The organism is Xanthomonas sp. 3793, assembly GCF_024806835.1.
GTDB lineage: Bacteria > Pseudomonadota > Gammaproteobacteria > Xanthomonadales > Xanthomonadaceae > Xanthomonas > Xanthomonas arboricola_F.
The window spans coordinates 907,110-931,144 of sequence record NZ_JANTYU010000002.1; the positions used below are offsets into that span (position 1 = coordinate 907,110).

23 protein-coding genes and 3 tRNA genes are annotated in these 24,035 nt (G+C 64.9%); 10 read left to right on the plus strand and 16 right to left on the minus strand.

The window, feature by feature from the left end:
* Window positions 1-119 precede the first annotated feature (119 nt).
* The 6 genes from recA to FHY18_RS10245 all read left to right on the plus strand — a co-directional run bounded on the left by recA (window position 120) and on the right by FHY18_RS10245 (window position 8,524).
* On the plus strand, window positions 120-1,154 hold the full coding sequence (gene recA, locus FHY18_RS10220; RefSeq protein ID WP_259153886.1) for a recombinase RecA: 1,035 nt from the start codon (window positions 120-122) through the stop codon (window positions 1,152-1,154).
* Between the two features lie 249 nt (window positions 1,155-1,403).
* Window positions 1,404-1,892 (plus strand): recombination regulator RecX, encoded by a 489-nt coding sequence (gene recX / locus FHY18_RS10225; protein ID WP_259153887.1) that lies wholly within the window; start codon window positions 1,404-1,406, stop codon window positions 1,890-1,892.
* Window positions 1,893-1,993: 101 nt separating this feature from the next.
* Complete coding sequence (alaS, locus tag FHY18_RS10230) at window positions 1,994-4,642, plus strand: alanine--tRNA ligase (protein ID WP_259153888.1); 2,649 nt, start codon at window positions 1,994-1,996, stop codon at window positions 4,640-4,642.
* Between the two features lie 139 nt (window positions 4,643-4,781).
* Window positions 4,782-4,997 carry a carbon storage regulator CsrA gene (csrA, locus tag FHY18_RS10235; RefSeq protein WP_104611342.1) on the plus strand — a complete coding sequence of 72 codons (216 nt, stop codon included), beginning with the start codon at window positions 4,782-4,784 and terminating at the stop codon, window positions 4,995-4,997.
* Window positions 4,998-5,080: 83 nt separating this feature from the next.
* Window positions 5,081-5,173 (plus strand) — tRNA-Ser (locus FHY18_RS10240).
* 1,407 nt (window positions 5,174-6,580) lie between these two features.
* The gene (locus tag FHY18_RS10245; protein ID WP_259154076.1) at window positions 6,581-8,524 is read left to right on the plus strand and encodes a methyl-accepting chemotaxis protein; all 1,944 of its coding nucleotides are present in this window, start codon (window positions 6,581-6,583) and stop codon (window positions 8,522-8,524) included.
* Window positions 8,525-8,787: 263 nt separating this feature from the next.
* Here FHY18_RS10245 and FHY18_RS10250 read toward each other — a convergent pair whose 3' ends face one another.
* Window positions 8,788-9,489, minus strand: coding sequence for a pirin family protein (locus FHY18_RS10250; RefSeq protein WP_259153890.1), 702 nt, complete (start codon window positions 9,487-9,489; stop codon window positions 8,788-8,790).
* A 136-nt stretch (window positions 9,490-9,625) separates the two neighbouring features.
* Between FHY18_RS10250 and FHY18_RS10255 the strand changes: the two genes are divergently transcribed.
* Both FHY18_RS10255 and FHY18_RS10260 read left to right on the plus strand, forming a co-directional pair.
* A complete protein-coding gene (locus FHY18_RS10255) occupies window positions 9,626-10,570 on the plus strand; it encodes a LysR substrate-binding domain-containing protein (protein WP_259153891.1) in 945 nt (314 codons plus the stop codon).
* A 44-nt stretch (window positions 10,571-10,614) separates the two neighbouring features.
* Entirely contained in the window at window positions 10,615-11,607 is a 993-nt protein-coding gene (locus tag FHY18_RS10260) for a DedA family protein/thiosulfate sulfurtransferase GlpE (protein WP_259153892.1), read from the plus strand.
* Window positions 11,608-11,758: 151 nt separating this feature from the next.
* Here FHY18_RS10260 and FHY18_RS10265 read toward each other — a convergent pair.
* The 10 genes from FHY18_RS10265 to FHY18_RS10310 all read right to left on the minus strand — a co-directional run bounded on the left by FHY18_RS10265 (window position 11,759) and on the right by FHY18_RS10310 (window position 17,946).
* Window positions 11,759-11,835: transfer RNA gene (locus tag FHY18_RS10265), tRNA-Arg, on the minus strand.
* Between the two features lie 92 nt (window positions 11,836-11,927).
* Window positions 11,928-12,004 (minus strand) — tRNA-Arg (locus FHY18_RS10270).
* 40 nt (window positions 12,005-12,044) lie between these two features.
* Window positions 12,045-12,950 carry an alpha/beta fold hydrolase gene (locus tag FHY18_RS10275; protein WP_259153893.1) on the minus strand — a complete coding sequence of 302 codons (906 nt, stop codon included), beginning with the start codon at window positions 12,948-12,950 and terminating at the stop codon, window positions 12,045-12,047.
* Window positions 12,947-13,756, minus strand: a complete 810-nt coding sequence (thiD, locus tag FHY18_RS10280) for a bifunctional hydroxymethylpyrimidine kinase/phosphomethylpyrimidine kinase (RefSeq protein ID WP_259153894.1) — start codon at window positions 13,754-13,756, stop codon at window positions 12,947-12,949. Before thiD ends, FHY18_RS10275 begins: the two co-directional genes overlap by 4 nt.
* Before the next feature lie 37 nt (window positions 13,757-13,793).
* Window positions 13,794-14,465, minus strand: coding sequence for a YoaK family protein (locus tag FHY18_RS10285; RefSeq protein WP_259153895.1), 672 nt, complete (start codon window positions 14,463-14,465; stop codon window positions 13,794-13,796).
* Between the two features lie 6 nt (window positions 14,466-14,471).
* Entirely contained in the window at window positions 14,472-14,954 is a 483-nt protein-coding gene (locus FHY18_RS10290) for a hypothetical protein (RefSeq protein ID WP_259153896.1), read from the minus strand.
* Window positions 14,954-16,351, minus strand: coding sequence for a PhoH family protein (locus FHY18_RS10295; protein WP_259153902.1), 1,398 nt, complete (start codon window positions 16,349-16,351; stop codon window positions 14,954-14,956). The genes FHY18_RS10290 and FHY18_RS10295 overlap by 1 nt, the downstream gene beginning before the upstream one ends.
* Window positions 16,352-16,433: 82 nt before the next feature.
* On the minus strand, window positions 16,434-16,916 hold the full coding sequence (locus tag FHY18_RS10300; protein ID WP_259153903.1) for a peroxiredoxin: 483 nt from the start codon (window positions 16,914-16,916) through the stop codon (window positions 16,434-16,436).
* A 39-nt stretch (window positions 16,917-16,955) separates the two neighbouring features.
* A complete protein-coding gene (locus FHY18_RS10305) occupies window positions 16,956-17,306 on the minus strand; it encodes a ribonuclease E inhibitor RraB (protein WP_259153906.1) in 351 nt (116 codons plus the stop codon).
* 13 nt (window positions 17,307-17,319) lie between these two features.
* Complete coding sequence (locus FHY18_RS10310; protein WP_002813792.1) at window positions 17,320-17,946, minus strand: glycine cleavage system protein R; 627 nt, start codon at window positions 17,944-17,946, stop codon at window positions 17,320-17,322.
* Window positions 17,947-18,038: 92 nt separating this feature from the next.
* Here FHY18_RS10310 and dapA point away from each other — a divergent pair, with 92 nt between their 5' ends.
* Window positions 18,039-18,947, plus strand: coding sequence for a 4-hydroxy-tetrahydrodipicolinate synthase (dapA, locus tag FHY18_RS10315; protein WP_259153914.1), 909 nt, complete (start codon window positions 18,039-18,041; stop codon window positions 18,945-18,947).
* A gap of 16 nt (window positions 18,948-18,963) precedes the next feature.
* Entirely contained in the window at window positions 18,964-19,479 is a 516-nt protein-coding gene (locus tag FHY18_RS10320; RefSeq protein WP_104611331.1) for a hypothetical protein, read from the plus strand.
* Window positions 19,480-19,585: 106 nt separating this feature from the next.
* On the opposite strand, the gene fdxA is transcribed toward FHY18_RS10320, so the two are convergent.
* From fdxA to FHY18_RS10345, 5 genes are all read right to left on the minus strand, one after another.
* On the minus strand, window positions 19,586-19,909 hold the full coding sequence (gene fdxA, locus FHY18_RS10325) for a ferredoxin FdxA (RefSeq protein WP_005994928.1): 324 nt from the start codon (window positions 19,907-19,909) through the stop codon (window positions 19,586-19,588).
* A 242-nt stretch (window positions 19,910-20,151) separates the two neighbouring features.
* Window positions 20,152-21,030 carry a 2-dehydro-3-deoxygalactonokinase gene (locus FHY18_RS10330; RefSeq protein WP_259153916.1) on the minus strand — a complete coding sequence of 293 codons (879 nt, stop codon included), beginning with the start codon at window positions 21,028-21,030 and terminating at the stop codon, window positions 20,152-20,154.
* Window positions 21,027-21,938 (minus strand): SMP-30/gluconolactonase/LRE family protein, encoded by a 912-nt coding sequence (locus tag FHY18_RS10335; RefSeq protein WP_259153917.1) that lies wholly within the window; start codon window positions 21,936-21,938, stop codon window positions 21,027-21,029. The genes FHY18_RS10330 and FHY18_RS10335 overlap by 4 nt, the downstream gene beginning before the upstream one ends.
* The gene (gene dgoD, locus FHY18_RS10340; RefSeq protein ID WP_039404273.1) at window positions 21,932-23,080 is read right to left on the minus strand and encodes a galactonate dehydratase; all 1,149 of its coding nucleotides are present in this window, start codon (window positions 23,078-23,080) and stop codon (window positions 21,932-21,934) included. Before dgoD ends, FHY18_RS10335 begins: the two co-directional genes overlap by 7 nt.
* Window positions 23,077-23,709: a 2-dehydro-3-deoxy-6-phosphogalactonate aldolase gene (locus tag FHY18_RS10345; protein ID WP_259153920.1), complete on the minus strand. Its 633-nt coding sequence runs from the start codon at window positions 23,707-23,709 to the stop codon at window positions 23,077-23,079. Before FHY18_RS10345 ends, dgoD begins: the two co-directional genes overlap by 4 nt.
* Window positions 23,710-24,035 lie beyond the last annotated feature (326 nt).

Below are 24,035 nucleotides of genomic sequence, written 5' to 3' on the forward strand. Positions count from 1 at the left end.
GCCGCTGCCAGCACAATGTTCGCAACATTAATCTAGATGTGTCGCAGCCAGTCTCAGCCTGTGCGATACACCGCCGCTACATTAGCCCTACACCGAAATCACTGACAAGGATCACCCAGATGGATGAGAACAAGAAGCGCGCCCTTTCCGCCGCACTGAGCCAGATCGAAAAGCAATTCGGCAAGGGTTCGGTGATGCGCATGGGCGACCGCGTGATCGAGGCCGTCGAAGTCATTCCGACCGGCTCGTTGATGCTGGACATCGCACTGGGGATCGGCGGCCTGCCGAAGGGCCGCGTGGTGGAAATCTACGGACCGGAATCCTCGGGCAAGACCACCTTGACCCTGCAGGCGATCGCCGAATGCCAGAAAAAGGGCGGGACCGCCGCGTTCATCGATGCCGAGCATGCGCTCGACCCGATCTATGCCGCCAAGCTGGGTGTCAATGTCGACGATCTGCTGCTGTCGCAGCCCGATACCGGCGAGCAGGCGCTGGAAATCGCCGACATGCTGGTGCGTTCCAGCTCGGTGGATATCGTGGTGATCGACTCGGTGGCGGCACTGACGCCGAAGGCCGAAATCGAAGGCGAAATGGGCGATCAGCTCCCGGGTCTGCAGGCGCGTCTGATGAGCCAGGCGCTGCGCAAGCTCACCGGTAACATCAAGCGGTCCAATACCCTGGTGGTCTTCATCAATCAGCTGCGCATGAAGATCGGCGTCATGATGCCGGGCCAGAGCCCGGAAGTGACCACCGGCGGCAATGCGCTGAAGTTCTACGCCTCGGTGCGCCTGGATATCCGTCGTATCGGCGCAATCAAGAAGGGCGACGAAATCATCGGTAACCAGACCAAGATCAAGGTGGTCAAGAACAAGCTGGCGCCGCCTTTCAAGCAGGTCGTGACCGAAATCCTCTACGGCGAGGGCATCAGCCGCGAGGGCGAATTGATCGACATGGGCGTGGAGGCCAAGCTGGTGGACAAGGCTGGCGCCTGGTACAGCTATGGCGACGAACGCATCGGTCAGGGTAAGGACAATGCACGTGGTTATCTGCGCGATAACCCGCAGGTGGCGGCCAAGCTCGAAGCCGAGTTGCGTGAGAAGTTCCAGCCTACCGAAGCCCCGCCCGAAGCAGGCGAAGACGCCGATAAGGAATAAACGCCGCCGGCTGTGAGCGATTGCGGTCGAGTCGGTCGACGCTGCGCACCATCCGTCAGGTGCTCGTAGAGCATGACGGACTCAAGCGCTTGGCGACAGCCCACTGCAGCGCGAGCGGTAATGCAGCAAGTTTTTCTATCGCGGGGACGGCGGAGTCAGTGCCGTCGCTTCTCGCGATAGATCTATCGAAGGCCAGGAGGGCAGGCGCCATGGAGGGCGCATTGATTCAGTGATCGGGGACACGTCACGATGGACGAGCACGAGCCCGCACCCAAGCGGGGACGCCGGTTCAAGGAGCAGACGCCGGTCCAACGCGCACTGGGGCTACTGGTGCGGCGCGAGCACTCGCGCAAGGAATTGAACCGCAAGCTGCTGGCGCGCGGAATCGAGCCAGATGCCGCACAGGCGGCGGTTGAGCGGCTGGCGGAGGAGGGTTGGCAAGACGACACCCGGTTCGCTGCTGCGGTGGTGCGCAATCGCGCCGGCTCGGGCTATGGCCCCCTGCATATTCGCGCCGAACTCGGAACGCATGGCCTGGATAGCGAGGCCATCAGTGCTGCCATGGCGACATTTGAAGGCGATTGGACCGAGAACGCACGCGATCTGGTCCGGCGCCGGTTTGGCGAGCAAGGCCCGGTAGATCTGCCGCAACGACGCAAGGCGGCCGATCTGCTGGCCCGGCGTGGTTTCGACGGCAACAGTATTCGTAGCGCCACCCGCTTCGAGCTTGAGGACTGAGGGCGTCAGGCCTGCTACCCTTTGTGGTTTCAGGTTGTTCCGCTCATCTGCGCCCACATGTCATTGGGTGACCGGGACTGCCGCCCGCCCAATGCCAGCTCATGAACGCACCTGCCAAATTCAGCACTTCCCAGATTCGTAGTGACTTCCTCGCGTTTTTCGAGGGGAAGGGCCACACCATCGTGCCGTCCGCGCCGCTGGTGCCGGGTAACGACCCGACCCTGCTGTTCACCAATTCCGGCATGGTCCAGTTCAAGGACGTGTTCCTGGGGGCGGAAAAGCGCAGCTATGTGCGGGCCGCTGATGTGCAGCGCTGCCTGCGTGCCGGCGGCAAGCACAACGATCTGGACTCGGTGGGCTACACCGCGCGCCACCACACCTTCTTCGAAATGCTGGGCAACTGGTCGTTCGGCGACTACTTCAAGAAGGACGCCATCGCCTGGGCCTGGGAACTGTTGACCCAGGTCTGGAAGCTGCCGGCCGACCGTCTGCTGGTCACCGTCTACCACACCGACGAAGAAGCCTTCGCGCTGTGGCGGGACATGATCGGCGTTCCCGAAAGCCGCATCGTGCGTATCGGCGACAACAAGGGCGCGGCATACGCCTCGGATAATTTCTGGCAGATGGCCGACACCGGCCCCTGCGGCCCGTGTACCGAGATCTTCTTCGATCATGGCGATCACATCGCCGGTGGTCCGCCCGGTTCGCCGGACGAAGATGGCGACCGTTTCATCGAGATCTGGAACCTGGTCTTCATGCAGTTCGACCGACAGCCCGACGGCACCCTGGTGCCGTTGCCGGCGCCATGCGTGGATACCGGCATGGGGTTGGAGAGGCTGGCCGCGATCCTGCAGCACGTCCATACCAATTACGAAATCGACCTGTTCCAGGCCCTGATCGGCAAGGCCAGTGCCCTGACCGGTATCACCGATCTGGAAAACAAGTCGCTGCGGGTGATCGCCGACCACATTCGCGCGTGCTCGTTCCTGATTGTCGATGGCGTACTGCCTTCCAACGAAGGGCGCGGCTATGTATTGCGCCGGATCATCCGGCGTGCGCTGCGGCACGGCTGGATGCTGGGCGTGCGCCAGCCGTTCTTCAGCAAGATGGTGCCGACCCTGGTCGAGCTGATGGGCGAGGCCTATCCCGAACTGGTGGTCGCACGCGAGACCGTCGCGCGCGCGTTGCTGGCCGAAGAAGAGCGCTTTGCCGAGACGCTGGACGCCGGCATGAAGATCTTCGACGAGGTTGCCGCCCGCTCGCAGGAGGTGATTCCCGGCGCCGATGCCTTCCGCCTCTTCGATACCTATGGATTCCCGGTCGATCTGACCTCCGACATCGCACGCGAGCGCGGCTTGCGTGTGGACATGGAGGGTTTCGAATTCGCCATGGAGCGTCAGCGCGAGACCGCGCGTGCGGCAGGCAAGTTCGGTGGCGGCGTCGCATTACCGGCCGATCTGGTTGCGACCATGTCGCCGACGGTGTTTCTGGGCTATGAGGCGCATGACGCCGACGCACTCAAGGTTGTCGCGCTGCTCAAGCAGGGCCGTCCCGTCGAGCGTGCCGAAGCCGGCGATGAGGTCATCGTGTTCACCGATCGCACGCCGTTCTACGCCGAATCCGGCGGCCAGGTCGGCGACAGCGGGCAATTGAGCAACACCGATGTGTCGATCGACGTCACCGACACCCAGAAGTTCGCCGGCCAGTTCCATGGGCATGTCGGACGCATCACCGAAGGCGCGCTTGCGCTGGGCGATGTGCTGGCCGGCGGCATCGATGTGCAGCGCCGCGGCAAGACCATCCTCAATCACTCGGCCACGCACTTGCTGCATGCCGCGTTGCGCGAAGTGCTGGGCACGCATGTGCAGCAGAAGGGCTCGTTGGTGGCACCCGACCGCTTGCGTTTCGATTTCTCGCATTTCCAGCCGATCACCGCGGAAGAGCTTGCGGTGATCGAGCGCAAGGTCAATGCCGAGGTGCGCACCAACCATAGTGTCGAAGTGCACAACATGGCGATGCAGGAAGCGCTGGATTTCGGCGCGATGGCCTTGTTCGGCGAGAAATATGGCGAGCACGTGCGCGTGCTGAAGATGGGCGATTATTCCACCGAGCTGTGTGGCGGTACCCACGTCGGCCGTACCGGCGACATCGGTCTGTTCAAGATCACCTCCGAGGGCGGCGTGTCTTCGGGCGTGCGCCGAATCGAGGCAGTGACCGGGCAGGGCGCGCTGGATTACGTTGCCGATGAGGAGCGCCGTTTGTCCGAGGCGGCAAGTCTGCTCGGTGGCAACGCCGCCGAGGTGGTCGACAAGGTGCGTGCACTGACAGAGCGTCAGAAGCGGCTTGAGCGCGAACTGGAATCGCTGAAGGCCAAGCTGGCCTCCGGCGCGACGGCAGATCTCGGTAGCAGTGCTGTCGACGTGGCCGGGGTCAAGGTGATTGCGGTGCGTCTGGAAGGATTCGATGCAAAGGCGCTACGCGAGGCGATGGATCGCTTGAAGCAGCAGCTCGGCGATTCGGTGATCGTGCTGGCCGGTGCCTCGGCGGGTAAGGTCGCACTTGTCGCCGGCGTGAATGGAAGCCCAACTGGCAAGGTGAAGGCGGGGGAACTCCTTGGGCATATCGCCAGTCAAATCGGAGGCAAGGGCGGTGGCCGTCCGGATCTCGCCCAGGGTGGTGGCGAGGACGGGCCCGCCCTTGCGACCGCACTCGACGGTGTGCCCTCCTGGGTCAAGCAACACTTGGGCTGAACACTTGTCCTGCTATGCCTTGCTGGCTGGCAGGATGTCCCGCTACCATTTCTGGTCTATTCCCTTTACCTAGGGCGCGTCTCACTCAGGAGGCCGTCGATGCTGGTGGGAAACCCACCGGTTCCAGGAGATTTGCAAAATGTTGATCCTCACTCGCCGGGTAGGCGAAACCTTGATGATCGGCGACTCGGTCACTGTTACCGTGCTCGGCGTCAAGGGCAATCAGGTGCGTATTGGCATCACCGCACCGAAAGATGTGGCTGTGCATCGCGAAGAGATTTATCAGCGCATCCAGCGTGGGGACGAGCCGGTTGCTTCTGGCGCGCATCACCACGGCGACGATTCTTCGAATTGATCGTCATAAAGGGTTTACGTTAGCCCCTGTTACCCGGTATTCTTCGCGGCCTGCCACGGACATCGCGGCAGGACGCAAAAACTGGAGCGATGCCCGAGCGGCTGAAGGGGCTCCCCTGCTAAGGGAGTATAGGGTCAAAAGCTCTATCGAGGGTTCGAATCCCTCTCGCTCCGCCAGTGTTCTAAACGCCCGCAAATCATTGATTTGCGGGCGTTTTTATTTGGCTAACTGACGCGGTCAGCACCAGTCGATCGTCGCTTGCCGGTGGTCCAGTTAGCACCACTGCCTCGCAGTCGAGGGCCCTGCGAATATCACGCGTTGCTTGTGGTCGGGGACTTCTCGGCACTCATGTCTTCGGTGTGCCGATATGTCCTGATCGGTTTGTCTGCCGCGGTCTGCGCCGCCCGGGTCGTTGCATCGCGCATTGCCGGTGTCACGTGGCGCGGACGCGTTGCATGGTGGGTATGGGCCCACGATGCCCGGATGTGCGAGCTTGCCGGTGGAGTGCACGCACGAGCGTGTGCGTCGACGATGCGCAGGGATGCGATCGCAACCTGGTTGCGGGAAGTCCCGGCATGCGGCGAAACGTCCAGTCCGCCCAATGCTGTGAATGGCAGCGCTCGCTTTTGGTAAGAAGTGTTTGACTGGAATGACTGATCGCCGCCGCGCGGCGCTGCTGGCGAGTGTCCCTTGCTGTGTGGTGACTGTTTGGTGACCTGAGCGATGGCAAGACGGGTCGCAGGACGATCGGTTTGTGGTGTTGGCACTGCTGCCGCGCATTGCGAGCAGCCATCGATCGCGACCGACATGCGGTTGCTCGGTCTGATCGGTCCCGTCTGCTGCCTATGTTGGCACCGAATGGCGTTTTCGAAGCAACCTAAGTTGGTTGCGGCTACCACTCGGGTCGGTCCGTATGCTGTCCTTTGCTTGCTGCTTGCTGCTTGCTGCTTGCTGCTTGCTGCTTGCTGCCTTCGTGCGTCTTTCTCTTCTCTGATGCTGGAAAACAGGCGGTTGGAGAATGGGCTTGGCAGACTGCAAACTATCTTCGCTTGCAGCTGTGGCTTGCAGCTGTTGGCCGACGCTGATTGCAGCGAACGAGCAAACAGCTATCTGCAGGGCTAGATTTCTGCGTTCAACCAGGCAGCCGCCTGCTGCACGCCTTGCAATCCAACGTGTAAGACATTGTGTCATCGGTCCTGGATCTGAAGCTTCAGAGCTTTTGCGTGTGGTTTCTGGCCAGCGTGTCTATGCCGCGCACCCTTGATGCAAGGCCCGGCAGCATCCATCGCACGCGATTGCAGGTGTGCTGACTAAGCGCGCGCCTTGGCGGTCGATTTACAGTATCCGCCCCCTGGCTGTCGCATCTGGTAAGAAGGCCTGGTCTTCTTCGTCTACCCGGAAACAGCGTCTGGATTTCGGAGATGGGCCGCGCCTGACCAGGCCGATCAAGGCGGGCCGTGCGACGCCTGAATCGCTCGGCTCCGTGGCGTGCGAATGGGGGTCAAGTAAGCCGCATGCGTGTCGCTAACAACGTGAACCACAACTCGGATTTCGACGTGATGCGCCTACCGTTGCTTGGACGCCTGTTCTCTTCGTGGAGCCGTGGGCTGCAACACAAGGCCAATGCGGTGGACCGGGTGATGGCGGTGATCGAATTCGATCTGGATGGCCGCATCCTTGAGGCCAATGAGAATTTCCTGTCGCTGATGGGATACCGGCGTGACGAGGTCGTCGGCCAGCATCACCGCATGTTCGTGACCACGAGCGATCGCGACAGCGAGAGCTACCGCCAGTTCTGGGATGCGCTGCGGCGTGGCGACTTCAATGCCGGGCGTTTTTGCCGGCTGGACAAGCAAGGCCGCGAAGTCTGGATCAATGCTTCCTATAACCCGTTGCTGGATCGCACGGGCAAGGCCTACCGCGTGGTGAAATACGCCACCGACATCACCGAACAGGTACGTCAAACCGCCGATTTCGAAGGGCGGATCGATGCGATCGACAAGGTCATGGCCGTCATCGAGTTTTCGCTGGATGGCACGGTGCTCGATGCCAACCAGAATTTTCTGCAGGTGATGGGCTATCGGCTCGATGAGATCCGCGGCAAGCACCACGGCATGTTCGTGGATGCGCAGACGCGTCAATCGGCTACGTATCGCGCGTTCTGGCAATCGCTGGGGCGTGGTGCATTCGATGCGGGTCGCTACAAGCGCATCGGCAAGGATGGCAGGGAAGTGTGGATACAGGCCTCCTACAATCCAGTCCTCGACGAGCTCGGTCGCCCTTACAAGGTGGTCAAGTACGCCACCGATGTCACCCGTCAGGTCATCGATTCGGCCGACGCGGATGGCCGCATGCAGGCCATCGACAAGGTGATGGGCGTGATCGAGTTCGATCTGGACGGCCGTGTGCTGAATGCCAACGAGAATTTCCTGGCGATTATTGGCTATTCGGCGCAAGAGGCGGTTGGCCAGCATCACGGGATATTCGTGGATGCTGCCTACCGCGCCTCCGACGAGTACCGGCATTTCTGGGCAAAGCTGGCGCGTGGTCAGTTCGACGCGGGACGGTATCGCCGGCTGCGCAAGGACGGCACCTCGGTGTGGATCCAGGCCTCCTACAATCCCATCCTGGACGTCTCCGGGCGCCCGTACAAGGTGGTCAAGTACGCCACCGACGTAACCGATCAAGTGCGATCGGCCGAGCGCATGCGCGACCTGATGCGGCAGACCATGAGCATCGCGCAGAACGTGCAGCGCGAGTCGCATCATATTTCTGCCAGCAATCAGGAGCTGGTCAGCCGGGTGTCCACGCAATCCGGCGCAGTTGCGAAGACCTCGAGCACGATCGATCAACTGGCGGCCACCGTGCGCGCCAATTCCGAAAACGCCGGCTCGGCACGCCGCATGGCCGAAGACTCGGCTGCGGTGGCACGGCGCGGTGCCGACGTCATCGCCGATGTGGTCAAGACCACCGCCGGCATCCGCTCGGCAACCGACCGCATCGGTCAGATCATCGAAGTGATCGACGGGATCGCGTTCCAGACCAATATCCTGGCGCTCAACGCGGCAGTGGAAGCGGCGCGCGCCGGTGAGCAGGGGCGTGGGTTCGCGGTGGTCGCCACCGAGGTGCGCAGCCTGGCGCAGCGCTGCGGCGTGTCGGCCAGGGAGATCCGCTCGCTGATCGACAATGCCACCGGGCAGGTCGGCGACGGCTCGCGCCTGGCCGAGCAGGCCGGTGTGGTGATGCAGGACGTGGTGACCTCGGTGCTGCGTGTCACCGCGACCGTGGAGCAGATCGCCGCTGCCAGCCACGAGCAGGCGCAGGATATTTCGACGGCGAACACGGCGCTGCAGTCCATCGGCGTGCAGGCGCGCGACCAGGCGCAGATGGTCGACGACCTGGCGCGGTCGGCACGTGTGCTGGAGGCCGATGCGGACGCCCTGTTTGCGCTGGTCAACGGCGATGCCGACGGATCTGCGCAGCCCGATGCGCCGTTCGACCCGCAGGTCAAGTCGCAGGCCGCATAACCGACGCCCGCGCCGATTCCACGGTCGGGTGGGAGCGGCTGCGACGTGGTTGCTTTCGTCGCTGGCGTCGTACGCCGTGCCGTGTGGCTGCGCGTGTGCGGCACCTGCTCTCGCAGCAGGGCGGCAAGCGTACAGGGCATGCGTGCAGCGTCGCGACGATGTCCTGCGCACAACACAAGGCCCGCCAAAGCGGGCCTTGTGCATTGCGATCAGCGCCCCTGCAGCGCGTGCGCATCGCATGCGCTGCAAGGCTTGCAACCGGCTTACTTCGGCAGATCGAACACCAGTACTTCCGCGTCGCTTGCGTCAGCCAGCACGATCTCCGGCTCGCCGATGACCTGCACTGCATCGCCGGCCGACAGCGCCTGCCCGTTGACGCTCAGGCTGCCGCGGGCCACCTGCACATAGCCGATGCGGCCTTCGGCCAGCGGCTGTTGCAGGCGCACGTCGCCATCGAGGATCGATGCATACAGCCGTGCATCCTGGTGCAGGCGCAGCGAGCCGTCGTCACCGGCCGGCGAGGCGATCAGGCGCAGCTGGTTGCGCTTGCTGTCGGCATCGAAATGCTTTTCTTCATAGCTTGGCTCGATACCGTTGCGCTCGGGCATCACCCAGATCTGCAGGAAGTGCACCGGCTCGCTGGACGAATGATTGAACTCGCTATGGGTCACGCCGCTGCCGGCGCTCATGCGCTGCACATCGCCGTAGTGCAGGACCGAGCCGGTGCCCATGCTGTCCTTGTGCTCCAGCGCGCCGTCCAGGACGTAAGAGATGATCTCCATGTCGCGGTGGGCGTGGGTGCCGAAGCCTTCGCCCGGGGTCACCTTGTCCTCGTTGATCACCCGCAGCGGGCCGATGCCCATATGGCGCGGGTCGTGGTAGCTGGCGAAGGAGAAGGTATGGCGCGAGGACAGCCAGCCATGCTCGGCGCGGCCACGGGTTTCGCTCTTGCGGACATTCAACATGCTGCTTCTCCTTGAAAGGTTCGATTTGGCGCTAGGGGACGAATCGGTGTCCCAGCGGCTTGATGCGTAGTCTCCACTCCTGCAATGCAGAGAAAAAGCGAGTAGATTTGGCTGATACCATCGAAAAATTCGAACAATGAAGATCAACCTGGAAGCCTTGCAGATCCTGGATGCGATCGACCGCCGCGGTTCGTTCGCCGCCGCGGCCAAGGTGTTGTTCAAGGTGCCGTCCACCATTTCGTACACGGTTTCCAAGCTGGAAGGCGATCTGGGTGTGCAGCTGTTCGAGCGGGTGGGGCCGAAGGCAACGCCGACCCAGGCCGGGCGCGAGCTGCTGCGCGAAGGACGAGGCCTGCTGCGTGCCGCGCAGGAGCTGGAGGTGCGGGTGCGGCGGGTGGCCTCCGGCTGGGAATCGGACTTTGCGATCGGGCTGGACGCGATGTTGCCGGCCGCGCTGTTGCAGGCGCAGATCCTGGACTTCTACGCAGTGGCCGACAGCACTCGGCTGCGTGTGCTCAGCGAGTCGTTGTCCGGCAGCTGGGAGGCGTTGCTGGACCGGCGCGTGGATTTGATCGTGGCGGCGGGCGAGGGGCCCAGCGGCGGCGGTTATGTCGCCGAACGGATCGGCACCGTGCGCTTCGTGTTCGTCGTGGCGGCGAGGCATCCGCTGGCGGACGCGAAGCTGCTGGGTGCGACCGAGCTGGCCGACCATCGCGCGATTGCCGTGGCCGATTCTGCGCGGCGTCTGCTACCGCGCACGGTCGGTTTGTTGTCCGGCCGCGACGTGCTGACCGTGCCGGACATGCACACCAAGTTGCTGCTGCAGGTGGCCGGGGCAGGTTACGGGTTTCTGCCCGAGCCGTATGCGCAGGGCGCGCTGCTGAATGGTCGTTTGCGCGAGGTGCCGGTGGAAACGCACAAGGCCGACGAGACTTTCTATCTGGCGTGGCGGCCGGGCGAAGAGGGCGAGGCGCTTGGCTGGTGGCGGCGCGCCTTGCGTGCCGATGGGCTGTTCGAGCGATGGTTGCAGGCGCTTGCCGAAACGTATCGTTTCGCTGCTGCCGGGCAGTCGCAAGCGTGATCAAGAGCGGATAATGGCCGCTTGCCGTCGCGCAGGATCCTCGCATGCAAGGCTTGATTGAACAGTACGGATTGGCGCTGGTGTTTGCCAACGTGCTGGCACTGTCGCTCGGGCTGCCGGTGCCGGCGTTGCCGACGCTGGTGCTGGTCGGCGCCGGTTACGCACTGCGCGGTGGCAGCGAAGCGTGGCTGGCGGGTCTTGCAGCGTGGGGTGTGTCGGTGCTGGCGAGTCTGCTTGGCGATCTGGCGTGGTATCTGGCGGGTCGCCGCTTCGGCAATCGCACCTTGCAGTCGCTGTGCCGGTTATCCCTGTCGCGCGATACCTGCATGAAGCAGACCGAGCGGTTCTTCTCGCGCTGGGGTGTGCGGGTCCTGGCAGTGGCCAAATTCGTGCCTGGCCTGTCGATGGTGTCGGTTCCGATGGCCGGTGCGATGCGGGTGCGGCCGGGCGCGTTCCTGCGTTACGACGCATTCGGCGCTTCGCTGTGGGCATTGGTCGGGCTGGGCCTCGGGGCGATGTTCGCCAATCAGGTGCAGGACGTGCTCGCGTTCTTGTCCGGACTCGGTTCCGGTGCGGTGGTGATCGTGGCCGCGCTGCTGGCTTGCTACGTCGGGTGGCGCTGGTGGCGGCGTCACACGCTGCTGCGGTCGCTGGAGCGCGCGCGTATTGCGGTGGACGAGCTGGTGCCGCTGCTGGATGGCGACGAGAGCCTGCGGCCGACGGTGCTGGATATCCGGGCACCCGGATACCGCGAGCTGCAGCCGTACACGATTCCTGGCGCGGTCTTCGCCGACGAACGCCAGCTTGCGCAGATTCTGGCCAGCGTGCCGCGCGATCGCAGTGTGGTGATTTATTGCGCGTGCCCGGATGAAGTGTCTGCGGCCTGGTTGGCGGGCCGGATGCGCGAGCATGGATATCGCGATGTGCGTCCGTTGCTTGGCGGGCTGGATGCATGGCGCGATGCCGGACATCCGGTGACCTCGTTGGTGCCGGTGGTGGTGGTCGCTAAATCGGATGCTGTTGGCGCGACAACGTGAGCGTTCTGCGTCTGGTTCGGTAACAGGCGTCGCAGCGCATTCGCTCGGTGCGTCTGCACGATCGGTACGCTGCGCAAGCCGGGCCCGCAGGCAATGCAGTCAAAACGACAGGCAAAAAAAAGACCAGCAAGCTGGTCGTTTTCTTCAAGATTGGTGCGCCCGGAGAGATTCGAACTCCCGACCGCCTGGTTCGTAGCCAGGTACTCTATCCAACTGAGCTACGGGCGCATATCTTGTTTTGACTTGCAATCCGATGCACTGCAGCCGGACGTTTAACTGAAAAGACAGCGGTTCAATGCTGTCTTTTTTGTTCCTGAAGATGGTGCGCCCGGAGAGATTCGAACTCCCGACCGCCTGGTTCGTAGCCAGGTACTCTATCCAACTGAGCTACGGGCGCCTCGTCAGGAGCGGAATTATGCGGATGCCCGGCGTGCTCGTCAATCCCTTTGTGAAATTCGATCGCCACTGACTGTATCGGCACGCCTGCGATGCAGCGCAGCCGCCACAGCGGCGGGTGCCTTCATCCATGCAAAGTGATCGCTGCGCACGCCCAGTTGCGCATCGTCCAGCTGCTGCAGCTCGGCATGCGCGTGCGGCATCTTGTGCAGCAGTGCATGCAGCGCCGCAGCCGGGCCGAAGTGATCGTGTGCAAAGGTCAGCGCCTTGATCGGTACCGTCAACGCGCCCAACGCGCGCTCCAGCTCCCAGTCGCTGCCTGCAGCGCGATAGCGATTGCTGCGGCCGACCCGCGCCCAGTCGGCGATCAGGCTGCGTGCCTCGGTGCCGCCGAAGCCGAGCGATCGCCCGTGCAGCACGCCCTGTACGCGTGCAAGCCAGGGCAGGGCGCGATACACCAGCGGCAGTCCGTAACGCATGGGACGCGGAAAATTACGCCAATACGGCGAGCCGCTGGCAACCAGCCATAGCTGCGTCAAAGGCGAGTCGGGTTGCGATGGCAATCGCCCAGCCTGCAACGCGGCATGGCAGCAGGCCAGCTGACCGCCCAGGCTGTGCCCGCCGACGATGCGCGGGTGCTGCGGATCAAGCCGGTCCATCAGTGCCTGGCTGGCCGGAATGTCGTCGGCCAGCAGGGTGCGATAGCCCCAATCGTGTCGACGCGATGGGCGCAGCGTGCTGCTGCCATTGCCGCGCCATTCGTGCAGATACACCGCAATTCCGGCAGTGGCCAAGGCATGGGCGAACGGTTGGTAATGTCGTGCCGCCACGCCCAGTGCGGGCAGCCACAGCAAGGTGGCGATCGGTTGCAGCGGTGCGATGCGCATCACTTCCCAGCGATGTCCGTCCGCTGCGCTGGCCGTCGGCGCCTGGCTGTGCACGCTCATACGCCAGGAGCGGCGCCGAAATGGTCGAGCACCAGTACCTCGCTCTGCCCCGGGCGCTGCCCCAGGCGGATGGCGCGCGCCACGTAGTCGATCGCGGCCTCGCAGGCATTGAGCAGCGACAGACCCTGGCACAGTTGCGCGGCGATCGCCGCCGACAGGCTGCAGCCGGTGCCATGCGCGTCGACGTCGACACGCGGATGCATGAACACGTCCTGGGTGACGCCGTCATCGAAGCGATCGATGACGCGCGCGCCCTCATGCAGGTGGCCGCCCTTGAGCAGCACGGCGTTCGCGCCAAGCTCCAGCAGCGCGGCGGCGGCATGTTCGGCGGCATCGGCAGTGTCGATGCGGCGGCCGGTCAGCAGCTCGGCTTCGGGCGTGTTGGGCGTGATCAAGGTTGCCAGCGGCAGCAGGCGCGAGCGCAGCGCATCCAGCGCAGCATCCTCGAGCAGGCGAGCGCCGCTGGTGGCGACCATGACCGGGTCCAGCACCACGAAAGGCGGGCGATGGGCTTCGAGCAGATCGGCCACGCAGTGGATGACCTCGGCATTGGCCAGCATGCCGAGTTTGACGGCCTGGATCTGGAAGTCGGCGAAGCAGGCGTCCACCTGTGCGCGCAAGAATGCGATGGGCGGGATGTGCACGGCGGTGACGGTGCGCGTGTGCTGCGCCGTTAGTGCGGCAATCGCCGACAAGCCATGCACGCGATGCGCGGCGAAGGTCTTGAGATCGGCCTGAATGCCGGCACCGCCGCCGGAATCGGAGCCGGCGATGGTCAATGCGGACAGCGTGCTGGGCGTGGTCATACGCCGATTCTGCACTGCTGCCTGGAGGATGTGCGCATCATCCTGTACGCCAGCGACGCCATTGCAGATAGGCGACATAGCCGGCACCGGTCAATCCGGTAAGGATGGCCGGCAGGTAGAGCGCGTCGTACTGCCAGCGCTGGAACAGCACAGTGCCCAGGATGCTGCCGCCAAGAAAGCCGCCGATGATCAGCCCGCTCAGCGTGAGCCGGCGCACCTGCAGCGGGCGTCCGCGCAGCAGGTGCCCCAGGCCGATGCCCAGATCGGTGAACATGCCGCTCACATGCGTGGTGCGGACCGCCGCGCCACTGAGGGTGGTCGCCATCGCATTCTGCAGGCCGCAGGCGCCAGCGGCGAACAGAGCGCCGCCGACATGATGCAGCTTGAACAGCGGAATCGCGGCCAGCAACAGCAGTGCCTCGATCAGCAGCGCCGCGCCGTAGCGCTGTCCAAGCCGCAAGGCATCGTCCTGGATGATCAGGCCGCTGAGCATGGCGCCTGCGCAGAAGGCGATCAGGACGCCCCAGAGGAAGCCGATCTCCGGCGCGCTGCCTTGCACCAGGGCCACGCCAAGCAGGCTGGTGGTGCCGGTGAGGTGGCTGACCACCTGATGCTCGGAACCCAGGTAGCCGACCACGTTGACCATGCCCGCCACGCTCGACAATGCCACCGCGCCAATCCAGACCCAGCGCGGCAGCAGCAGGCCCATCGCGGGTCAGGGGCTGCCGTTGACGGCGATCTGCGAAAACGCGCCGGTTTGCGGGTCGTACAGCGCCCCCCAGAAAGCGCTGCCGCCGTCGCAAACCCTGATCGCTTCCCGTGCCGGTTTCACCGGCGGGTCGTTGGGCAGCTTGAACGCATTGATGTAGATCAGTTGCTGGCCCTGGATCACCACGCCCACGTATTGGCGGTCGAACTCGCGCGGCTCGGCAATGGTCGGCGTCAACGCATCCTGCCGGGATTCCAGCTGCTCGATCTGTTGATGGCTCGGTTCCCAGTAGCCGCCGATCTGGCCCGGATGACGCGCCGGGCTATCGCGCGAACAGGTGTCCAGCACCTGCTCGGCGACGCTCTGGCGGGTGATGATCCACGACTGCCCGCTCTTGAGGTTGGTCGGCACCGTCGATGGCGCCTGGGTGGTCGCGCAGCCGGCCAGCGCGAGCATCGCAAGCGCAGTGGCGCTGCGAAGCGTTCGCATCACAACACCTCCGAGGCGAAGTCGGCCAGACGCGAGCGTTCGCCACGGCGCAGCGTGATGTGCGCGCTGTGCGGCCAGGCCTTGAAGCGATCCACCGCGTAGGTCAGGCCGGACGTGGTCTCGGTCAGGTAGGGCGTGTCGATCTGCTCGACGTTGCCCAGGCACACGATCTTGGTGCCGGGGCCGGCACGGGTGATCAAGGTCTTCATCTGCTTCGGAGTGAGGTTCTGTGCTTCGTCCAGGATCAGATACCGCGACAGGAAGGTGCGCCCGCGCATGAAGTTCATCGAGCGGATCTTGATGCGGCTGGCGAGCAGGTCGTTGGTGGCCGCACGGCCCCAGGAGCCGCCATCCTGGTTGTGGGTGAGCACTTCCAGGTTGTCGGTGAGCGCGCCCATCCACGGGGTCATCTTTTCTTCTTCGGTGCCGGGCAGAAAACCGATGTCCTCGCCCACGCTGACCGTGGCGCGGGTCATGATGATTTCGCGGTAGCGCTGCTGGTCCATCGTCTGCGCCAGGCCGGCGGCCAGCGCGAGCAGCGTCTTGCCGGTGCCGGCGGTGCCGAGCAGGGTGACGAAATCGATTTCCGGGTCCATCAGGGCGTTGAGCGCAAAGTTCTGCTCGCGGTTGCGCGCGGCGATGCCCCAGACCGCGTGCTGGGTGTGGCGGAAATCATCCACCAGACACAGCGTGGCCTTGCCGCCGCCGACCTTGGCCACACGCATTTCCACGTCGTCTTCGCCGGGCAGATACAGGTACTGGTTCGGGTACCAGTCTTCGTCGTCGGCCAGCACGATCTCGTAATGGGTGCGACCGCGCTCGTTCCAGCTGCGCAGGTCTTCGTTGTGCTTCTGCCAGAAGTCTTCCGGCAGCTCGATGGCGCCGGTGAACAGCAGGCTGAAATCGTCCAGCGCGCGGTCGTTCTGGTAATCCTCGGCCACCAGGCCGCTGATGTAGGCCTTGATGCGCAGGTTGATGTCCTTGGACACCAGGATGACCGGCACATCCGGGTTTTCTTCGCGCAGCGCCAGCACCGAGGCCAGGATCTTGTTGTCCGGCAGCATCGCGCCGAAGGTGCGGCCCGGGTCGATCGGATGGATCTGGAAATACAGCCGGCCGATCGCCGCCTGGCCCTTGAGCTGGATGCCCTGTGGATGGCTGAGCAGGATGCCGGCCTGGATCTGCTCGGCGTTGGTGTTCTCCAGCAGTTCGTCCAGGAAGCGGCTGACCTGGCGCGCGTTGCGGCTGACTTCGGAGGTGCCCTTCTTGGCGTTGTCGAGTTCCTCGATCACCTGCATCGGCAGGAACACATCGTGTTCCTCGAACTTGAACAGCGAGGTGGGATCGTGCATCAGCACGTTGGTGTCCAGCACGTAGATGCGCTTGCCTCGGGTCATTGGGTCTTCCAAGTGATGGAGCAGGGGCGAGCCATCACGCCTGCAGGTGCAGGGTGATGGAGGACACGGGAACTCAGGGGCGTCACTGTTTGGCGTGCGCCTTGACTGCGGCCAGCACGGCCTCGGCATGGCCGGCGACCTTGACCTTGCGCCAGGCCTGCACGACGCGCCCTTCGGGCGAGAGCAGGAAGGTGCTGCGCTCGATGCCGAGCACCTGCTTGCCGTACATGTTCTTTTCCTTGATCACGTCGAAGGCGCGGCACAGGGCCTCGTCGCCATCGCTGACCAGCGGGAAGGCAAATCCTTGCTTGGCGCAGAAATTGTCGTGCGACTTCACCGAGTCGCGCGAGACGCCCAGCACGTCCGCGCCGGCCTGCGAGAACTGCGGCAGCAGCGCGTTGAAATCCAGGCCTTCGGTGGTGCAGCCGGGCGTGCTGTCCTTCGGGTAGAAGTACAGCGCCACCCACTTGCCGGCATAGCCGCGCAGGGTGGCCTGGGTGCCGCCGGACAGCGCCAGTGGCAGGTCGAGGGTGGTAGCGGGCAGTTCCAGTACAGCGTCGGTCATCGTTGCTCAGCCTGAAGGGGAGAGGCGGTCGGCGGCCGATCAGGCCGGCCCGACGTCCATCCCATCATAAGCAGCCACATGGAAACGTTTGGCGAGTGCGTCGAACTGCGCATTGCGCTGATTCAGCGATTCGATGGTGTGGTGTTCGCGCCTGTCCACGTGCAGGAAATACGACTCCTCGTCGTCGCCGTCATCTTCGTCGCGTTCGCCGAGAAAGATGTCGATGACGCGGTAGCCGTCCTGGGTGAGTTGCTCGGCGAGTTTCTGCAGCGGTTCCTGCGCCGGGTCGGCGAAGAAATACTCCCAGCGCAAGGGGCCGTCGAGATTCCAGTCGGTCTCGGAGCGGATATGGTCGAACATCTGTTTCAGCGCGGATTGGGCGATGGCCATCGGTGCGTCTGCCTTAGAACTTCATCGGGTCCATGATCGCGTCGAGATTGAGGTGATCACAGAATTCCAGGAAATCATCGCGCAACGCGGCGATGTGCATATTGGCCGGCACGCCGATCGTCACCTGCGCCGAGAACATCTCCGCGCCGGTCTGCATTGCGCGGTAGCGCGTGCTCTGCAGGTTCTCGATGGTGATGCCCTGGCGGTCGAAGAAATCGGCCAGCTGGAACAGGATGCCCGGCTTGTCGGCGGCGATGACTTCGACGATGTAGGGCAGCAGGTTGGACTGGGTCTGCTTGGGGCCGGTGCGGTACCAGACCAGCTTCAGGCCTTCCTCGCGTTCCAGCCGGGTCAGCATGGCTTCGAGCTTGGCGACCGAATCCCAGGAGCCTGTGGCCAGCGCGGTGACCGAGACATCGCGCCCCACCGTGGCCAGGCGGGCGTCCACGAGATTGCAGCCGCTATCGGCGATGCGGCGGGTGACAGGCAATAGGGGGGACTCCGGATGCGTCGTGTAGGCGTTGATCAGGAGGTGATTTTCGGTCGGCGAAGGCCGGGGTGTAGAGTCGGTCAAAGGGGCTTCCGGCATTGCATCAGGCTGAATGGCCGCCCGGGCAGGCGCCCTGGCGGTGACCAGCATACTTGCCCGTGGTTTCGCGCCGCAAGTAACATGCAGGCGGTCGCAACCCGCGTGCGCGCGGGCCTCCCCTGTCACGTAAGAGCAGCAGAATCTTGTCCCTTTCCGGCATCATCACCGCGCTGGCGACCCCCTTCGGGCCGGACGGCGCACTCGACCTGGATGCCTGGCGGCGGCTGCTGGAGCAGCAGCTGCACGGTGGCGTGCAGGGAATCGTGGTCGCCGGCTCCACCGGCGAAGCCGCCGCGCTGAGCGACGACGAATACGACACGCTGCTGCGCGCAGCCGTTGCCCAGGTTGCCGGCCGGGTGCCGGTGCTGGCCGGTACCGGCCTGTCCGGCACCGCAAAAACCATTGCGCAGACGCGCCGCGCCGCCGCGCTGGGCGCGCAGTACGCGCTGGTGGTGACGCCGCCGTACGTGCGCCCGACCCAGGCAGGGTTGAAGGCGCATTTTCTGGCCGTGGCCGACAACGGCGGGCTGCCGGTGGTGTTGTACAACGTGCCCGGCCGCACCGGCTGCGACCTGTTGCCGGAGACGGTGGCCGACCTGGTCGATCACCCGAATATCGTCGGCATCAAGGAAGCGCGTAGCGAACCCGAGCGCGTTGCTGCGCTGGTCGCGTTGCGCAGCGACTCCTTCGTGGTGCTCAGCGGCGATGACGGCAGCGCCGCGCAATCGATGCTGTCCGGCGCTGAGGGCCTGATCTCGGTGGCGTCCAACGCATTGCCGTCGGCGTATCGGCGCCTGTGCGATCTGGCCCGCAAGGGCCAGCGCGACGCGACCACCGCCTGGGATGCGCGCCTGAGCGAATATCACAGCTTCTGCGGGATCGAATCCAATCCCATCCCGGTCAAGGCGCTGCTGCAGCGCGCCGGGATCGGCCACGGCCTGCGCTTGCCGCTGCTGCCACTTTCTGCGGCGCACCAGCCTGCCGCCGACCGCCTTGCCGCCGACGCCATTGCGTTGGAAGCACTTTCCAGCCGCGAAATGCTCGCGGCCTGACCCAGGAGATTTATCGATGCGTCATTCCGTTTCCCCCGTCCGCGTGCTGTCGCTCGCGTTGCTGGCGACCGCCACCGTCGCCGCCACGAGTGGTTGCAGCTGGTTTCACAAGGGCGCGCGCGGCGACTATGCGTTGGCCCCGGAAGCCCGCCCGCTGGAAGTGCCGCCGGATCTGAACCTGCCCGATACCTCCGGTGCGATGAAGGTGCCGACGCTGGCATCGACCACCCAGCAGAACAACACGCCGCCGTCTGCCAGCGCCAACAGCGGTTTCACCGTGCCGGGCGAGCGCGACGAGGTGTTTGCCAAGGTCGGTGCGGCGCTGGCCGAGATTCCCGGCCTAACCATCGCCAGCAAGGCGCAGATGCTCGGTTCCTACGACGTGAGCTACGAGGGTTCCAGCTTCCTGGTGCGCGTGGTCAAGGTCGAGGCGGGCAGCTACGTGTCGGCAGTGGATCCGCGCGGCATGCCGGCCACGGCCGCTGCACCGGTGGCGGTGATCAGCGCACTGAAGGGCAAGCTCGGCGGCTGAGTGGGTTCAAAACGCTGTCGGACAGCAAAACGGGCGCTCAAGGCGCCCGTTTTGCATTGTGCGGTGTGGCTGCGGGCGGCGTTGGTGTCGCGCGCGGGATAGCGCCTTAGCGCTGCAGCAGCGGCAGCTTGTTCGGTTTGCCGTCCCAGTCCGCAGCATCGGGAAGCGGTTCCTGGCGCACGGTCAGCACCGGCCAGGCCTTGGCCAGCTCGGCGTTGAGCGCGACGAAGCCTTCCTGGCCGGCGGGGACGTCATCTTCCGGATAGATCGCATTGGCCGGGCATTCGGGCTCGCACAGCGTGCAGTCGATGCACTCGTCCGGGTCGATGACCAGAAAGTTCGGGCCGACGTGGAAGCAATCCACCGGGCAGACTTCGACGCAGTCGGTGTATTTGCACTTGATGCAGTTTTCGGTGACAACAAAAGGCATGGCGGAATCCGGCGTTTAGCCCGGTAATTCTAAAGCAGTCCGGTGATGGGTGTGAGGTGGGATGCGGATTGTGTGCTGCGCAGTTGTTGGATGTGTCGCTCGTGTGCGGGACATGCCTGGATCTTTCCGGGTTGGCTGTCTTCCGCAGCACCCTCACCCCAACCCGCGCTTGCGGCGCGCGCGATCCTTGCCTTCCCGCCCCGCAGGAGACGGCTTGGCATGCTGTCTCCGTAGGGCGCAGCTCAGGTCAGGCCGTGTTGCCGGGCCAGGGCGAACAGACCGGCGGCGGCCAGGTCTTCCGGGTGCGCTTGGGTGGCCACGCCTAGATGCGTCAGCGCCAGGGCGTAGCGTTGCGCCAGCGCCGGGCTGCCGACCAGGTGCACGGTGGCGTGGCTGCCGCGATGCTCGCCGAGCTCGTGGCCGATCAGCAGGCCCGAAAGGTACGAGGGCAGGGCCTGTGCACTGAGGCGGTCGAACAAGCCCAGCGTGCGGGTGCCGAACAGGTGGTGGCTGAGGCCGCCGGGGTCTGCGCTGCGATCCACGCCCGACAGGAACGCGGCTTCATCGAGGTCGGCGTGATCGTCGGACATGAGCTTGCCGAGGATGCTGTGCTGGCGCAGCACCGCGTACAGCTCGCCTGTCATCACGGTGGCGAAGTCGGTCAGCTGGCCGTCGGCAATCGTCGCCCATTTGCTGTGTGTGCCGGGCAGGCAGGCGATGTGGTCGCCGTCGCCGAGTGCGGCGATCAGCCCGACCAGCTGGGTTTCTTCGCCACGCATGACATCGGGCACGCCGTGCTGCGCGCCGGTGCTGACGCCGGGCACGAACCATAGCGTGCGGCCGGGCAGCAGGTCGTCGTAGCGGCGCATGGCGCCAGCCAGTGCGGCGGTATCGGCCGGGCAGGGCAGGTAGGCTTGCTCGACCCAGCCGTTGCGGCTACCGATCATGCCCGACAGGACGACCGGACCTTCCCAGCCGTCGATCAAGGCGCTCAGCACCTCGCCAAAGCGGCCCTGGCAGGCGAGGATGCCGTCGCTGCCGCGACGCTGTTCGAGCACGGCACCGGTGGCGTCGAGCAGGTAGGCGCGCAGGCTGCTGGTCCCCCAGTCGACGGCGATCATGCGCTGGCCACCCGGCTTTCGGGCAGGCCGGTGATGGCGAGGTCGCAGACGAACAGGCTGCCGGCTTCGGGCATGCCCGCGAGTTCTTCGGCGCTATGGTCCAGGCGCGAGGAGATCACATGGAGACGGTCCAGCGCCGCGCCGCCGAACGCGCTGCAGGTGGGGTGCTTGACCGGCAGCTGCACGATCCGCTCGACGCTGCCGTCGGGGCGATAACGCACCACGCGCCAGGCGCGCCACTGCGCATTCCACAGATGACCTTCGCTGTCGATGATGGAGCCATCCGGCTCGGCATCATCGCGATCCAGCGTGGCGAACACGCGCGTGTTGCTGGTCTGCGCGGTGTCCGGATCGTAGTCGCAGCACAGGATCTGCGGGCGCACCGAATCGCAGTAATACAGCGTGCGGCCGTCGAGGCTGAAGCAGATCGAGTTGGGGATCGATACGCCCGGCAACGGCAACGCGCGCAAGCCATGGGCCAGCGAGAACTGATACATCGCGCCGCGCGCAGCCTTGCTGTCGTGCTCGTCCATGGTGCCGAACACCAGGTTGCCGTGCCGGTCGACGCGGCCATCGTTACTGCGCGTGAGCGGGTTGTCTGCTTCGATATCGGCCAGCTTCTCGAACGGCAACAGCTCGTCTTCGGTGCTGTCCGGGTCGACGATGCCGATGGCCTTGGCCAATGCGATCAGCAGGCGGCCGTCGTCCATCAGGCCCAGGCAGCCCGGGCGGTCGGGCAGCGTCCAGTAGCGCGATTGCGCCGTGGCCGGATGATGCCGCCACAGGCGCTTCTCGACGATGTCGACCCAGTACAGCGCCTGGCGCTGCTCGCACCACAGCACGCCTTCGCCATGCGTGCAGCGGCTGTCGACCGCCAGCACGGCGGTGTGTTCGGGCGTGCTCACCATTCGGCGATGCTGCCATCGGCATGACGCCATACCGGGTTGCGCCAGTCCGGCGGATTTTCGTTTGCGCGCTTGAGCATGTCTTCGTCGATCTCCACACCGAGCCCGGGCTTGGGCAGGGCGGCGATACTGCCATCGACACACTGAAAATCGTCTTTATTGATGACGTAGTCGAGCAGGTCGGCGCCTTCGTTATAATGGATGCCGATGCTCTGTTCCTGCAGCACCGCGTTGTGCGAGACGAAGTCCACGTGCAGACACGCAGCCAGCGCGATCGGGCCGAGCGGGCAGTGCGGGGCGAAGCCCACGTCGTAGGCTTCGGCCATCGCGGCGATCTTGACGCACTCGGTGATGCCGCCGGCATGCGACAGGTCCGGCTGCACCATGCCGATGCCGCCGGCGCACAGCACGTTCTTGAATTCGAAACGCGAGAACATGCGCTCGCCGGCGGCCAGCGGGATCGAGGTGCTGGCGGCCAGGCGCGGGTAGTACTCGGCCTGTTCGGCCAGCACCGGTTCCTCGACGAACAGCGGCTTGAACGGTTCCAGCTCGCGCAGCAGCGCCTTGGCCATCGGCGCGCCGACGCGGCCGTGGAAGTCGATGCCGAAGTCGATGGTGTTGCCGAAGGCTTCGCGAATTTCGGCGACCTTGACCACGGCGGCATCCACGGCGCGCGCGCTGTCGATCAGCTTCATCTCTTCGGTGCCGTTGAACTTGAAGGTGTCAAAGCCCAGCGCGCGGTAGTCGGTGATCTGCTGGATGATGGCACCGGGGCGGTCGCCTCCGACCCAGCGGTAGGTCTTCATGCGGTCGCGCACCAGCCCGCCCAGCAGCTCGTACACCGGTACGCCCAGCGCCTTGCCCTTGATGTCCCATAGCGCCTGGTCGATACCGGCGATGGCGCTCATCAGGATGGCGCCGCCGCGGTAGAAACCGGCGCGGTACATGGTCTGCCACAGGTCGTTGATGCGCGCCGGATCCTTGCCGACGACATAGCCGGCCAGTTCGTGCACGGCCGCTTCCACGCTGCGCGCGCGGCCCTCGATAACCGGCTCGCCCCAGCCGGTGATGCCCTCGTCGGTCTCGACCTTGAGGAACAACCAGCGCGGTGCGGCGTGGTAGGTGGTGAGGCGGGTGATCTTCATCCTTGCAGTTCCTGGTAGGCCTGCACGAAGCTGCGTGCATGCGTCTGGGTCGTTTCGAGTGATTGCGCGGGTTTGTACAGCTCGCCGCCGATGCCGGCGCCAGCGGCGCCCTGGGCGATGAAGCCGGCCAGGGTCTGCGGGCTGACGCCGCCGACCACATAGACCGGGATGTGGGTGGGCAGCACCGAGCGCAGCGCGCGCACATGCGCAGCGCCATAAGTTGCGGCCGGGAACAGCTTCAGGATCGTTGCGCCGGCATCGATGGCGTCGAACGCCTCGCTGGCGGTGGCGAAGCCGGCCACCACGGTCAGCCCGCGCGACACCGCATGGCGGATCAGGCTGGGTCGCGTGTTCGGGGTGACGATGAAGCGCGCACCGATGCCGGCCAGGGTGTCGACATCTTCGTTGCGCAGCACCGTGCCGGCGCCGATCCAGGCGCGCTCGCCGTAGGTCTGCTGCGCGAGCGCAATGCTCTCGGCCCAGCGCGGCGAATTGAGCGGGATCTCGATCGCATCGAAGCCGGCGTCGATCAGCGCGCCGACATGGGCGAGCGTGTCTTCCGGGGTGATGCCACGCAGGATGGCGATCAGCGGCAAGGCGAACAGGCTGGCGGTGGTCTGTGAAGTCATGGTGTTACTCGCGATAGAGCGGAAAGCGGCCGTCGGTGGCCCGAAGGCCGGCAGCGTCGGGGGAACTTGCGCAACGGCGGGCGGCAAGCAGGTGCTGCCGATGCGCGATCCGCAAAGTAGAGTGAGGGTGAAAGAGCGGACGTATGGCTGGGCCGCCAGCGCATGCCCAAGCTGCATGCTTCGCGCTACGGCCCGCAAGTGGCCGGCAAGATGCCGTCATCGTCGTCCACCTCCGCAGTCATGGCGTGCGTGCTGCCACCCGGTCAGAGGCGGTCACGTCTGGTTCTGGCCGCGCCCGGGAGGTAGGGGCTCCTGCTGCGGCGAGC